This window comes from Sphingomonas sp. LR60 (genome assembly GCF_036855935.1).
In the GTDB taxonomy this organism is placed as follows: domain Bacteria; phylum Pseudomonadota; class Alphaproteobacteria; order Sphingomonadales; family Sphingomonadaceae; genus Sphingomonas.
In genome coordinates this window covers 1,722,017-1,735,572 of sequence record NZ_JASPFK010000001.1, presented here as the reverse complement: position 1 = coordinate 1,735,572, position 13,556 = coordinate 1,722,017, and the positions used below count along the sequence as shown (strand labels likewise).

At 67.0% G+C, this 13,556-nt stretch carries 13 protein-coding genes and 2 pseudogenes; 2 read left to right on the top strand and 13 right to left on the bottom strand.

The window, feature by feature from the left end; genetic code table 11:
* Positions 1-2 precede the first annotated feature (2 nt).
* Positions 3-542: a 16S rRNA (guanine(966)-N(2))-methyltransferase RsmD gene (rsmD, locus tag QP166_RS07890; RefSeq protein WP_333915419.1), complete on the bottom strand. Its 540-nt coding sequence runs from the start codon at positions 540-542 to the stop codon at positions 3-5.
* Positions 539-1,630: a pseudouridine synthase gene (locus QP166_RS07885; protein WP_333915418.1), complete on the bottom strand. Its 1,092-nt coding sequence runs from the start codon at positions 1,628-1,630 to the stop codon at positions 539-541. Before QP166_RS07885 ends, rsmD begins: the two co-directional genes overlap by 4 nt.
* 118 nt (positions 1,631-1,748) lie before the next feature.
* Between QP166_RS07885 and QP166_RS07880 the strand changes: the two genes are divergently transcribed.
* A complete protein-coding gene (locus tag QP166_RS07880) occupies positions 1,749-2,198 on the top strand; it encodes a response regulator (protein WP_333915417.1) in 450 nt (149 codons plus the stop codon).
* Positions 2,199-2,246: 48 nt separating this feature from the next.
* Positions 2,247-3,581, top strand: a complete 1,335-nt coding sequence (locus tag QP166_RS07875) for an AmpG family muropeptide MFS transporter (RefSeq protein ID WP_333915416.1) — start codon at positions 2,247-2,249, stop codon at positions 3,579-3,581.
* Positions 3,582-3,585: 4 nt separating this feature from the next.
* On the opposite strand, the gene QP166_RS07870 is transcribed toward QP166_RS07875, so the two are convergent.
* The 11 genes and pseudogenes from QP166_RS07870 to phhA form a co-directional block, all read right to left on the bottom strand.
* On the bottom strand, positions 3,586-4,023 hold the full coding sequence (locus QP166_RS07870) for a DUF6628 family protein (protein ID WP_333915415.1): 438 nt from the start codon (positions 4,021-4,023) through the stop codon (positions 3,586-3,588).
* 70 nt (positions 4,024-4,093) lie between these two features.
* The gene (locus QP166_RS07865; protein ID WP_333915414.1) at positions 4,094-5,437 is read right to left on the bottom strand and encodes a bifunctional folylpolyglutamate synthase/dihydrofolate synthase; all 1,344 of its coding nucleotides are present in this window, start codon (positions 5,435-5,437) and stop codon (positions 4,094-4,096) included.
* A gap of 124 nt (positions 5,438-5,561) precedes the next feature.
* Positions 5,562-6,427, bottom strand: a pseudogene (gene accD, locus QP166_RS07860) (acetyl-CoA carboxylase, carboxyltransferase subunit beta).
* Entirely contained in the window at positions 6,424-7,224 is an 801-nt protein-coding gene (gene trpA / locus QP166_RS07855; protein ID WP_333915413.1) for a tryptophan synthase subunit alpha, read from the bottom strand. The pseudogene accD and the gene trpA overlap by 4 nt, the downstream one beginning before the upstream one ends.
* Positions 7,221-8,451 (bottom strand): annotated as a pseudogene (trpB, locus tag QP166_RS07850) (tryptophan synthase subunit beta). The gene trpA and the pseudogene trpB overlap by 4 nt, the downstream one beginning before the upstream one ends.
* Positions 8,448-9,086: a phosphoribosylanthranilate isomerase gene (locus QP166_RS07845; RefSeq protein ID WP_333915412.1), complete on the bottom strand. Its 639-nt coding sequence runs from the start codon at positions 9,084-9,086 to the stop codon at positions 8,448-8,450. Before QP166_RS07845 ends, trpB begins: the two are co-directional and overlap by 4 nt.
* Before the next feature lie 42 nt (positions 9,087-9,128).
* Positions 9,129-9,803: an orotidine-5'-phosphate decarboxylase gene (gene pyrF / locus QP166_RS07840; protein WP_333915411.1), complete on the bottom strand. Its 675-nt coding sequence runs from the start codon at positions 9,801-9,803 to the stop codon at positions 9,129-9,131.
* Positions 9,803-10,120 (bottom strand): lipopolysaccharide assembly protein LapA domain-containing protein, encoded by a 318-nt coding sequence (locus QP166_RS07835; protein WP_333915410.1) that lies wholly within the window; start codon positions 10,118-10,120, stop codon positions 9,803-9,805. The genes pyrF and QP166_RS07835 overlap by 1 nt, the downstream gene beginning before the upstream one ends.
* Positions 10,121-10,165: 45 nt before the next feature.
* On the bottom strand, positions 10,166-11,461 hold the full coding sequence (gene hmgA, locus QP166_RS07830) for a homogentisate 1,2-dioxygenase (protein WP_333915409.1): 1,296 nt from the start codon (positions 11,459-11,461) through the stop codon (positions 10,166-10,168).
* A 114-nt stretch (positions 11,462-11,575) separates the two neighbouring features.
* Entirely contained in the window at positions 11,576-12,634 is a 1,059-nt protein-coding gene (gene hppD / locus QP166_RS07825) for a 4-hydroxyphenylpyruvate dioxygenase (RefSeq protein ID WP_333915408.1), read from the bottom strand.
* A 24-nt stretch (positions 12,635-12,658) separates the two neighbouring features.
* Positions 12,659-13,510, bottom strand: coding sequence for a phenylalanine 4-monooxygenase (gene phhA / locus QP166_RS07820; RefSeq protein ID WP_333915407.1), 852 nt, complete (start codon positions 13,508-13,510; stop codon positions 12,659-12,661).
* Between the last annotated feature and the right edge of the window lie 46 nt (positions 13,511-13,556).

Here is a 13,556-nt window from a genome sequence, read left to right as displayed (position 1 = left end):
GCTCAGCCGAGCCGCAACAGCATCAACCGCGCGCGGCCGTGGGTCCGGTCTGCGTCGACGACGAAGCCTGCGGGAACGTCGCCTTCGCCCTTTGCGGTCTCGATCGAGACCCAGGTGGCAGGACCGATCCAACCAAGTCGCGCCAGCTTGTCGGCAGCCACCGCGCCCGCGCCGGTCGCATAAGGCGGGTCCATCATCACGATATCGAGCGGCGCGCGCGCCGGGCCGAGCGCCATGACCGAGGCAGGGCGGATGTCGGCGCCCGTCGCACCCAGCTTCGCGACATTGGCGCGCAGGACGTCGAGCGCGGGCTTATCCTGCTCGACGAACATGCAGCTTGCCGCGCCGCGCGACAAGGCTTCCAGCCCGAGCGCTCCCGATCCGGCGAAGAGATCGGCACAGGCCAGTCCCTCGAAGCTGCCGACGCGGCTGGCGAGCATCGAGAACAGGGCTTCGCGCGTGCGGTCTGCGGTCGGACGGGTGGCGTCACCTTTCGGTGCAGCGAGCGGGCGTCCGCGCCATTGGCCGGCGATGATCCTCATTTGCGACCCCGCGGCCGTGCGCCGGGCTTGGGTTTCGGCTTGGCCCATCCGGGCTGACGCTTGATCCGTGCCGGACGTTGCGGCGTGAGCGGCTGCTCTTCGGTCTTGGGCGCGACTGGTTTGGGCGTCGCGCGCGGCGGACGCAGCGTAGTGGCGGCAGCTTTGGCGGGCGAGCGATCTGGCGTCCGCACGGGTTGCGGAGCGCTTGCGGTACGATGAGACGCAACCGGTCGCCCCACCCCCGTCGAGGGACGTGGGCCGCCGAGCGGGCGTCCGCCGATCGGCGGACGCGGCGCAGGCGCGCGACGGCTGCCGGGTACGGCGACGTCGGGGACCGGTGGCCGCTGTTTCGCAGCTGCCTTCAAGGTCTGACGAAAGGCGATCAGGTCCGCGACACGAACCTCGCCAATGTCACCGACCGGCAGGTCGCCGAGCACGAACGGCCCGTAGCGCGTGCGTATCAGACGGCTGACGCGCAGCCCGAGATGTTCGAGCACGCGCCGCACCTCGCGGTTCTTGCCCTCGCTCAGCGTCATTTCGATCCAGACGTTCGCACCGGTGCGACGCTCGAGATTGGCGTCGATCGGGCCGTAACGAATGCCGTCGATCTCGATGCCGTGGATCAGGTCTTCGAGCTGCGCCTGGCTGACCTGGCCGTAAGCACGCGCGCGATAGCTGCGCTCGACGCCGGTCGCAGGCAGTTCGAGCTGTCGCTTGAATTCGCCATCGGTGGTCAGGAGCAACAGCCCCTCGGTGTTGAGATCCAGCCGCCCGATCGGAACCAGCCGCGGCAAATCCTTGGGCAAGCGATCGTAGATCGTCGCGCGCCCGGCCGGATCGCGCTCCGCGGTCAGCACGCCGGTCGGTTTGTGGAAGAGAAACAAGCGCGTAGGCTCCGCCGCCGCGACGGGCTCTCCATCGACCGTGACGCCGTCGAGCGACGGCAGGACCGTGGCGGGCGTGTCGAGTACGACGCCGTCCTTCGCGACACGCCCCTCGGCGATCATCCGCTCGACCTCGCGCCGGGAGGCCACGCCTGCGCGCGCGAGCAGCTTGGCGATGCGGTGTGGGGAACGTTCGTCGGCCATGTCGGTCGCTTACGGGCTGTGCTCGCCCGCAACAAGGTTTCTGATCTGGACGGCAGCGGGAAATAAATGCGTTCAGCGGGGTTGAGCGATAGGAACGATACCGGGGGCGAAACAGACGATGTTGTTCGGGCGGCGACAGCGGTCGATCGAGAAGTTGCTCGTCGTCGAAGACGAGCCTTTGGTGGCATTCGACACCGAGCGGATGCTGACGGATCAAGGCTTTACCATCATCGCGACCGTCGACCGGGTCGCCGACGCGGTGCGGGTGATCGAAGCCGGCGCGCCGATCGATCTGGTGCTCGTCGACATCAACCTTGCCGATGGCAGCGGAATCGATGTCGCACGCTCGGCATCGGCGCGCGGGATTCGGGTGCTGTTCGTGACGGGCGCATGCCCGGTGGACGCCGAGACGGTCGCGGTCGGCTGTCTGGCAAAACCCTATACGCAACGGGATCTTGTCGGATCGATCGACGCGATCGAATCGGCCGCGGAGGGTCGATCGCCGCCACGGTTGCCGGGCGGATTGCGGATGTTCGGCGGTGGATCACCGATGACCGGGCTTACCTGATCGCATTTTCGCGCTAAGTCGATCGCCTGACTAATGAAGGCGAAGTGGATGGCGGCGCGGGCGGATGGACGGACTTGGGTGGACGGTGTTCGCCCCTATCTGGAGCGCGGACCGCTCGCGGCCTTTGCGCTGGGGGTTTCTTCTGGCTTTCCTTATGCGATGATTGCCGCGACGCTGACGACGCGGCTGGCGCAGAGCGGGATCGACAAGAAGACGGTGACCGCGTTCAGCCTCGCGTTTCTTGTCTACAATATCAAATTCTTGTGGGCCTGGGTCGTCGATGGCGTGCGGTTGCCGGTGCTCGGCGCTTTGGGGCAGAGGGTGTCGTGGCTGCTCGTGGCGGGCGTGCTGGTCATCGCTGCCGTGGCCAATCTGGCGCTGGTCGATCCGAAGGCGAGTATTGGCGCGACCGTTACCGCTGCGATCCTGGTCGGGGTCGCGGGATCGACGTTCGACGTGGTGATCGACGCGTTTCGCATCGAAATTCTCGAGCCGCGTCAATTGGGTGTCGGATCGGGGATGAGCCAGTACGGCTGGCGGATCGGGTCGGCCGGCGCCGCATCGCTGGCGTTGTTCGTCGCCGCCCGGCACGGCTGGACCGCCGCTTACCTCTCGACCGCAATGCTCGCATTGCCGGCGATGGTAGCGGGTTTGGTCATCGGGGAGCCGCGGCGGCATCGCGAAGTCGAGCCACGGCGCGGCGTCGGAACCACGTTGGCGGCGATCTGGCGGCCGTTCGTGCAGTTCTTTGCGCGTCCGGGCGCGTTCGTGGTGCTGCTATTCATCCTGATCCACAAGATCGGTGACACGCTGGGGCAGTTGGTGTTGCGGCTGTTGCTCAACGACACCGGATTTACCAACGACGAAATCGCCTTGTACGACGTCGGTGTCGGTTTCTGGGCGTATTTGATCGGTATTTTCCTCGGTGGTGTCATGTACGCGCGGTTGGGGCTGAAGCGCTCGGTGCTGATCAGCCTGGTGCTGATGGCGGTGTCCAACGCCAGCTTCGCCGCGCTGGCCGCGGCGGGGCACAGCAACCTCGGACTCGCCGGCGCGATGACGTTCGAGAACATCGCGTCGGGGATCGGCGGGGTGACGGTGGTCGCCTATTTCTCGGCGCTGTGCGACCTGCGCTTCACCGCCGCGCAATATGCGCTGATCTCTGCGGCGGCGAGCGTGGTCGGGCGGATCATCACCGGGGCGAGCGCCGGGGCGCTGGTCGAGCGGGTCGGATACGTCAATTTCTACCTGTTGACGGTCGTGTTGGCGCTGCCGGGCGTGGCGCTGTTCTGGTGGATGAGCCGATCGGGGCTGGTCGACCGGTCGGTCGGAAGCGCCGGTACGGAGGGACCGGGCGACGCGCGCGACGGCGCTGCCGCCTAGCCGCCTAAAGGCAGATCGGGCGACCCTCGTCGGCGAAGGCGGCGGCGAGGGCGGCGGCGCTGGCCAATACGCCGTCGACATGCCGCTGCCCGATCAGGTCCTGCATCAACAGATGCGCGCTGTCGGTGCGGCTCTCTACACGCGCGACGATCGCGAGCAGCACTTGCTCCGACGCGGTCATTCGCGCGCAGCAGCACGGCGCAATCGCGATCGGCACCGTCGCATTGGCGGCAAGATCGGTCATCAGCGTGCGCATCAACAGCAAAGGACGTCGGAACGCCTCGCCGAAGCCGGTGAAGAAGCCGTGCGCGGCGCGAGCGTCCGAGAGGCCGTGCGCACCCATACGGCGCATCGCGAACAGGATAACGCGTGCGTTGGGACAGTCGGGCAATGCATGCGGCAAGGCATTGATGGTCAGGACGGGGGCGGGAAGCTGGGTCATGGAACAGTCGACTCCTCTTGCCCGCGCAAGGTCGCCTGTCCGCTATTGCAAGTCAATCGCAGATTTAAGGTTAGTCCGGCGCTTCGTCGTTCGCGCTCAACACTTCACCGGCGAGATAGAGCGATCCGGCGATCAGCACCGGCTGCGCAGGCCGCTGCGCGCCGGCGACTAGCGCGGCCGCGGCGGGAATGTCTGGCGCGGTCAAACAATTGGGTACGTTCAGTGCAGCGGCGACCGCCAGCAGGTCGGCCGGCACGTGGCAGGCGTGACCGGGCACCGGCACGGCGATGAGCGTGACGATCATCTCGGCGAACGGCGCGAGGAAACCGGCGGCATCCTTGTTGGCGAGCATCCCGAGGATCACGATCAGCGAACGGGCTTCGGGGCCGCCGATCAGGAGAGGAAGTGCCGCGGCGATGGCTTCTCCAGCAGAGGCATTGTGCCCGCCGTCGAGCCACACCGGCGTACCGGTCAAGGGAGCGACCAGCGGCCCGCGTGACAGGCGTTGCAGCCGCGCGGGCCAGCGGGTCTGCGTGGCAGCGGCCTCGAATGCGGCGATCGGCACCGACAGGCTGGATTGATGCCGGATCATCGCCACCGCCAATGCGAGATTGGCGTCCTGATGCGCGCCGGGCATCACTGGCAGCGGCAGGGTAAGGGTGCCAGCCGCGTCCTCATAATGAAGCTGGTCATCGGCGGTGTAGCGCCACGTCGTTCCCTGAGGAAACCACGGCGCGCCGCACGCCTGCGCCGCAGATGCGACGGGGGCGGCGATCGGGGGCGGATAGGCCATCGTCACCAGCGGCACGCCGGCCTTGGCGATCCCGGCCTTCTCTGCGGCGATCTGTTCGAGGGAGTCGCCGAGGAACGCCTGATGGTCGATCCCGAGCGCCGCGATCCCGCACGCAACCGGCGCAGGCAACACGTTGGTCGCGTCGAGCCGCCCGCCGAGCCCGACCTCGATCACGCAGGCGTCGGCGGGCGTGCGCGCAAAGGCGAGGAAGGCGGCGGCGGTCGTGATCTCGAAGAAGCTGGCACCGATGCCGTCGGCCTGATCGAGCACTTCCGCCAGCAACGCCGCCAGCGCGGCGTCGTCGATCAATCGACCGGCGATCCGGATGCGCTCGTTGAAGCGGACCAGATGCGGGCTGGTGTAGACATGGACGCGGTAACCCGCCGCCTCCAGCGCAGCGCGCAGGAACGCGCAGGTCGAGCCCTTGCCGTTGGTGCCGGCGACGTGAAAGACGGGGGGCAGCTTATGGTGCGGATCGCCGAGCCGCGCGAGCAGGCGCGTGATCCGGTCGAGCCCCAGCACGTCCGCGCCCGGTGACAGTGACCAGAGCCGGTCGAGCTGCGCCTGGACGGCGGCATCGCTGGAGGCGGCGTGGTCGGCTGTCCTCGGGGGTGTGGTCACGGCTTGATCCATCCGGCTTTATCTACCGCGGGTCGCCCTAAGCTCGGGGTCGGGATGGGGCACGTCCGAAACCAGGCTCGTTCGAGTTCCCCGCCCCCAGCCCCTTCCCTGACGGGGAGGGGAGTTAGGCGGCCTTACGTTCGCCGCAGAGATAGCCGATCACGGTCGCCAGTTTGGCGCGCAGGTCACGACGGTGGACGACCATGTCGATCATGCCGTGCTCCAGATAATATTCGCTGGTCTGGAAATCGTCGGGCAGCTTCTCGCGGATCGTGCTTTCGATCACGCGGCGGCCGGTGAAGGCGAGCGTCGCCTTAGGCTCGGCGATATGGACGTCACCGAGCATCGCATACGCCGCCATCACGCCGCCCGAGGTCGGATCAGTGAGGACGACGATATAGGGCAGTCCGGCATCGTGGAGCATCTGGATCGCGACAGTGCTGCGCGGCATCTGCATCAGGCTGAGGATGCCCTCCTGCATGCGCGCGCCACCGGAAGCGGTGAAGACGATAAAGGGCGCGCGATCCTTGACCGCTGTCTCGACGCCCTGGATGAACGCCTCACCGACCGCCTGGCCCATCGAGCCGCCCATGAAGGCGAAGTCCTGCACGCCGATCACGACTCGGTGACCGTCGATCGTGCCGCGTGCATTGACGAACGCGTCCTGCTCGCCGGTGCCGGCGCGTGCGGCCTTGAGGCGATCGGCGTAACGCTTCGAATCGCGGAACTTGAGCGGGTCTTCCGGCGAGCGCGGGGCGGGGAGCACGTCGATGCTGGCCGGGTCGAGCAGATGCTCGAACCGCTCGCTCGGGCCGATCCGCTCGTGATGGTCGCAGGTCGGGCAGACGTGGAGGTTTTCCTCCAGCTCCTTGGTGAAGACCATCGTCCCGCAGCCCTTGCACTTGTGCCAGAGGTGATCGAGGTCTGCGCCTTCGCACCGCCCGGGACGATTCCGGACAACGCGTTGCGGACGTTGCTGAGCCAGCTCATGCGGAAACCTTTCGTGCGTCGGCGAGCGCGGCCGACAGCGTCTTGATATAGGCGGCAACGGGCGCGGGTGCAGCGGCACCATGTTCGGCGACGATCTCGACGATCGCCGAGCCGACGACGACGCCGTCCGCGACGCGGCCGATCGCGCGGGCCTGCTCGGGTGTGCGAACCCCGAAACCGACCGCGATCGGCAGGTCGGTGGCGTGCTTCAGCCGTGCGACCGCTTCCTCGATCGATGCCTGTTGCGCCTGTTGCTTGCCGGTGATGCCAGCGACCGAGACGTAATAAATGAAGCCGCTCGCGCCATCGAGCACCTCGCCGATCCGCGTGTCGCGGGTGGTCGGCGTGGCGAGGCGGATGAGATCGATCCCCATCGCCCGCAACGACGGCCCGAGCGCATCGTCTTCCTCGGGCGGGATATCGACGCAGATCACGCCATCGACGCCAGCGTCATGCAGCGCGGTGGCGAACCACTCGGCCCCACGGCGCAGCATCGGGTTGGCGTACCCCATCAGCACCAATGGCGTAAGTGGATGACGATCGCGGAATTCCTTCGCGATCCGCAGGATGTCGGCGGTGGTTACCCCGCCGGCGAGCGCGCGGATGTTGGCGGCCTGGATCGCGGGGCCGTCCGCCATCGGATCGGTGAACGGCATGCCCAGTTCGATCACGTCCGCGCCGCCTTCGACCAGCGCGTCGAGGATCGCCGGCGTTGCGGCGACCGATGGATCGCCGGCGGTGACGAAGCAGATCAGCGCGGGTCGGTCGGCGATGAAGGCATCGGCAAGGCGGGTCAAATCTGCACTCCCAGCGCTTCGGCGACGGTGAAGATATCCTTGTCGCCGCGCCCGCACAGATTGGCGAGGATGATCGAGATCCTTCTGCATTTCCTTTGACTTATGCGCGACGGCGGCGATCGCATGCGAAGGTTCGAGCGCGGGGATGATGCCTTCGGTCCGGCACAGCAGCTGGAAGGCGTCGAGCGCCTCGCGGTCGGTGACGGCGGTATAGTCCACCCGGCCGCTGTCCTTCAGCCACGCATGTTCCGGACCGATGCCGGGATAGTCGAGCCCGGCAGAGATCGAATGTGCCTCGGCGATCTGGCCATCGTCATCCTGCAACAGATAGGTCTTGTTGCCGTGGAGCACGCCCGGGAAACCACCCGCAAGGCTGGCGGCGTGCTTGGCCTCAAGCCCTTCGCCGGCCGCCTCGACGCCGAGCATCCTGACGTCGGCGTCGTCCAGGAACGGGTGGAACAGCCCGATCGCGTTTGACCCGCCGCCGATCGCGGCCACCAGCAGGTCGGGCAGACGGCCGGTACGGTCGAGCAATTGCGCGCGCGCCTCGCGGCCGATCACGCTCTGAAAGTCGCGGACTAGCTCCGGATAGGGGTGCGGTCCGGCGGCGGTGCCGATGATGTAGAAGGTGTCGTGGACGTTGGCGACCCAATCGCGCAGCGCCTCGTTCATCGCATCCTTCAGCGTGCGCGCACCGCTTTCGACCGCGCGGACCTCGGCCCCCAGCAGCTTCATGCGGAAGACGTTCGGCTGCTGCCGCTCGACGTCCTTGGCACCCATGTAGATGACGCACGGCAGCCCGAAGCGCGCGCAGACCGTCGCGGTGGCGACGCCATGCTGGCCGGCACCGGTTTCGGCGATGATCCGCGTCTTGCCCATGCGGATCGCAAGCAGGATCTGGCCGATGCAATTGTTGATCTTGTGCGCGCCGGTATGGTTCAGCTCGTCGCGCTTGAACCAGACTTGCGCACCCATTCCATCGGGCGCGCTGTCGCGCAGCGTGTCGGTCAGTCGCTCGGCGTAATAAAGCGGCGAGGGGCGACCGACATAATGTTCGAGCAGGTCGTCAAACTGCGCGGCGAACGCCGGGTCCTCCTTGGCAGCGCGATATTCGCGCTCGAGGTCGAGGATCAGCGGCATCAGCGTTTCGGAGACATAGCGGCCGCCATAGGGGCCGAAATGTCCGCGCTCGTCAGGTTGCGCGCGGAAGGAATTGGGTGCGTTCATGATGCGGAAACCCGTTGCAGGAAGGCGGCGATCTTGTCCACGTCCTTGACGCCGGGCGCGGACTCGACACCCGACGAAACGTCGACCAGCGGCGCGCGGGTCCGCGCGATCGCCTCGGCGACGTTGGCGGGGTCGAGCCCGCCCGATAGCGCCCAGGGGAGCGGGTGGCGGAAACCGTCGAGCAGCTGCCAGTCGAAGCGGAGGCCCATGCCGCCGGGGAGCGTCGCACCGTCCGGGGTCTTGGCATCGTAGAGCAGGCGGTCGGCAGCGCCGGTGAAGGCGGGCGCGGCGGTGAGGTCGGCGCGGGTCTTCACCGCGATCGCCGCCCATGTCTCGCACCCCGACAGGCGGCGGAGCGCGGCGACGCGGTCGGGCGCGGTCTTGTGGAGCTGGATCGCATCGAGCCGCCCGGCCGCTACCGTCGCGGCGAGCAGCTCGTCGTCGGGATCGACGAACACGCCGACCTTGCGGACGTGCGCCGGGACTTGCGCGGCGAGTCCGGCAAGGCGGTCGAGCGGCAGGTGGCGCGGCGAGGGCGGGAAGACGACGAAGCCGACATGGCTTGCGCCACCCTTCAGCGCGGCGTCGAGCGTCTCGGGCGTGGACAGGCCGCAGATCTTGACGGTGACGGGCATCGCGCGGCTTTAGGCGCTTGCCCGCACGCTGCCAACAACGCGTTAAAGCGTCGCGGCGATCGCGCGGGCGGCGGCGTCCGGGTCCTCGGCCTGCGTGATCGGGCGGCCGATCACCAGCATCGATGCGCCATGGTCGACCGCCATCCGCGGGGTGACGACGCGCTTCTGGTCGCCGATGTCGCCGTCGGCGGGGCGGACGCCGGGGACGACGAAATAGCCTTTCGGCCATGCGGCATGTGCGGCCTTCACCTCGGCACCCGAGCAGACGATGCCGTCGAGCCCGGCCTCGCGCGCCAGATCGGCGAGACGCAGGACATGATCGTGCGCGCTGCCTGCGATCCCGGTCGCGGCGAGGTCGTCCTCGTCGAGGCTGGTGAGCATCGTCACCGCGACCACCTTGGTCGAGGGATGCGCGGCGGCCTTGGCGTCCTCCAGCATCGCGCGGCCGCCGCTTGCGTGCACCGTGAGGACGGCGGGGGCGAGCCCGGCAAGCGATTGCACCGCCTTGGCGACGGTATTGGGAATGTCGTGGAGCTTCAGGTCGAGGAAGACGGGGAGCCCGATCTCTTCCATCGCGCGGATGCCTGCGGGGCCGTGCGCGCAGAAGAACTCCAGACCGAGCTTGATCCCGCCGACATGGTGGCGAACCTTCTGCGCCAGGGTGCGGGCGCGATCGAGATCGGGAGTGTCGAGCGCGACGAAGATGCGGCTGGCCATTACTCGGCTCCGTTCGCAGGGGGCGCAGGCGGTGTGACGACGGGCGGCGTCTCGATGCCGCGGACCGCGGCGAGGGCACTTTCGGTCGCGCGTTCCGCCGCGGTCAGGCGCTGGCGCAGGCGGAAGCGTACCCAATGCTGGTAGATCAGCGTCGGCACGAAGCCGAGCAGGAAAGTGACGAGCAGCAGCAGCGGCAGGTTCACCTCCGCAACCAGCCCGCCGAACAGCTGGACGGTGACATTGGTCCAATTGCCGAACGTGAATACCGCGGCGACGAACGCCAGCAGCGACCAGAACAGGATCTTGAGAAACTGCATGAGGCGCACGCTAGCAGGGTCGACGGCATTTTCCAGCCCGGTGGGTCACCGTGGCAGTGTCGCCTTGGGAAAGCCGCGCCAGACGTCATCGTAATCGAGCTGCATCGTCGGCGAGGCTTGCGTCCATTCGGTGGTGCGCACGACATGGCGCGTCTCGAACATGAAGGCCATCGTCCCGTCGATTTTGACGGGTTTCAAGTCGCTTGCGACCGCTTTCTCGTAGCTAGCCTGATCGGGGCCATGGCCGTTCATCTGGTTGTGGAGGCTCGCGCCGCCGGGGACGAAGCCACCACCTTCCTTGGCGTCGTAGGCGCCGGCGATCAGCCCCATGAACTCGCTCATGACGTTGCGATGGAACCACGGCGGGCGGAACGTGCCCTCTGCGACCATCCAGCGCGGGGGGAAGATCACGAAGTCGCAATTGGCGGTGCCGGGGGTGTCGCTCGGTGAGGTGAGGACGGTGAAGATCGACGGATCGGGGTGGTCGAACGAGACGGTGTTGATGGTATTGAAGCGTGTCAGATCATATCGATACGGGGCGAGGTTGCCGTGCCATGCCACCACGTCGAACGGCGAATGGTCGAGCGTGGTCTGCCAGAGCGCGCCCTGGAATTTCTGGATGACGATGCAGGGTTCGTCGCGATCCTCAAACCAAGCGACGGGTGTCTCGAAATCGCGGGGATTGGCGAGACCGTTGGCGCCAATCGGGCCGAGGTCGGGCAAGCGGAACGGCGCGCCGTGGTTCTCAAGGACATAGCCGCGCGCGCGGCCGTCCGGGAGCGCAATGCGGAAGCGGACGCCGCGTGGGATGACGACGATCTGCAGCGGGGCGACGTCGATCCGGCCAAGTTCAGTGTCGATCGCGAGACGACCGTCCTGCGGTACGATCAACCACTCGCCATCGGCGGAGAAGAAGGCGCGGTCCATGTCGGCAGTCGCGGCATAAAGGTGCATCGCGACGCCGGTCTGCTCGGCGACGCTGCCGTTACCGCCATAAGTGATGAGGCCATCGAGCCAGTCGGTCGGCGTGGCGGGCCAGGGTAGCGGATCCCAGCGCATCCGGTTGGGAGACGGAGGGGTGTCGAAAGGGGCGGCGCGCAGATGCGGCGCGCCGTCGTAGCGGGTGAAGGCCGGGTGCTGCGCGGTCGGGCGGAGGCGGTAGAGCCAGCTACGACGATTCTCGTGCCGCGGGGCAGTGAAGGCCGTGCCGGAGAGCTGCTCGGTGTAGAGGCCGAATGGAACGCGCTGCGGGGAGTTGCGACCGATCGGGAGCGCACCGGGCACAGCCTCGGTCGACACGTGGTTACCGAAGCCGGGATGGTAGCGGGACGTGTCGGGCATGGCTCTCTCCTGTCAACGCCGGGCCATCGGACCCGGCAAAGCCGTGCCCGAAGGCCCGGCTTCCCGTGCCGGCTGGGCGCGGGCGCGCACCGTCGTGCGCGCGTTTGGTGGACGCTACGCGTCCACCTTCACCACGCCGCGCCGGATCTGGTCCAGCTCAATGCTCTCGAACAACGCCTGGAAATTACCGTTGCCGAAGCCCTGATTGCCCTTGCGCTGAATGATCTCGAAGAAGATCGGGCCGACCATATTCTCGGTGAAGATCTGAAGCAGGATGCCCTCGTCGCCGACATTGCCGTCGATCAGGATGCGGTTGCGCTTCAATCGAGCGAGGTCCTCGCCGTGGTCGGGGACTCGCTTGTCGACCAGTTCGTAATAGGTCTCGATCGTATCCTGCAACCGCACGCCGCGCGCGCGCAGCTTCTCGACCGTTTCGTAGATATCGTCGGTCGTCAGTGCGAGATGCTGGATGCCCTCGCCGTTGTACTCACGGATGAATTCCTCGATCTGCGACGTCTCGTCCTTGCTCTCGTTGAGCGGAATGCGGATCGCGAGATCGGGGGCGATCATCGCCTGGCTGAACAGCCCGGTTGCCTTGCCCTTGATGTCGAAGAACTTCTGCTCCTCGAACCCGAACAGGCGGCCGTAGAAACTCGACCACGTCCGCATCTCGCCGCGACGGACGTTGTGGGTGAGGTGGTCGAGGATATCGAGCCCGACATTATTCTGCTCGGCGGCCTCGCGCCAGCCGGGGACTTCCTCCCAATCGGCGTACAGGTCCTCGCCCGCCTTCACGAGATAGAGGTAGCTGCCGCCGATCCCCTCGATCGGGAAACTGCCATCGCCGAGCGTCCCCGCTGCCGCGTCGACCGCGGTCGCGCCCTCGGCGAGCGCATGGTCGTACGCCGACTTCGGATCGGCGACGCGGAACGCCATCCCACTCGCCGACGGGCCGTGAAGCGCGCGGAAATCCGCGGCCTGACCGGTCGGCTCGCGGTTGAGCAGCAGGTTGATGCGACCCTGCACGTAGCGCGTCACCTGCTTGGTCGGATGCCGATGCGCGGCGACGAAGCCCATCTGTTCGAACTGGCCGGCAAGCGTGTCGGGATCGGGCGAGGTGAATTCGCAGAACTCGAAGCCGGCGAGGCCGAGCGGGTTGGCGGGATCGGTCATGGTCGGGCCTTTCAGGTGAAGAGGTTAGCCGCGCGCGTGCGCTTGCGTGCCGCGCGTGTAGACGCGGTCGTCGGGCAGGATCGTCTCCGGGTCGTGATCCGGCTGGCCTTCCAGCTCGGCGTAAAGCGGGGCGAAATCGGTGTTGAGCGTCTGGTCGAGCAGGTCCTCGAAACTGTCGATGACGAAGTAGCTCTGCTGAAAGTCGTCGATCCGATAGCGCGTGCGCATGACGCGCTTGAGGTCGAAGCCGATCCTGTTGGGGGAGGCGTCGTCGAGCGCGAAGATCGATTCGGATCGCGAGGAAACGATGCCGGCGCCGTAGAGTGCCAGGCCCTCACCCGAGCGGACCAGCCCAAATTCGACGGTGTACCAGTAGAGCCGCGACAGGCGATCGATCGCGCCCATCGCCGCGGCGCGCTGCCCGCCCTGTCCGTATGCCTGCATGTAATCGGCGAAGACCGGATTCGCGAGCAGGGGGACGTGTCCGAAGACGTCGTGGAAGACGTCGGGCTCCTGAAGATAGTCGAGCTGATCGGGGCGGCGGATGAAGTTGCCCGAGACGAAACGTCGGTTGGCGAGGTGATCGAAAAAGACGTCGTCGGGAACGAGGCCGGGCACCGCGACGACCTGCCAGCCGGTCGCTTTCATCAGCCGTTCGGAAAGTTCTTCGAAGTCGGGGATGCCCGGCCGGGAGAGGCGAAGGACGTCGAGGCCGGCCATGAACTCCGGCGTTACCCGGCCGGGGAGCATCTCGATCTGGCGCGCGAACAGCGTATCCCAGGTGGCGTGTTCCTCGGCCGTGTACGCGTCCCAGCCCTGTGGGATCGTCCAATCGGCTGCTGCTCCTTTGGGTCGGGTAATCGCTGCATCTGCCATGTTCGCGATGATCGCACAGGGGCGCGATCAATGCTTATCAGAAATG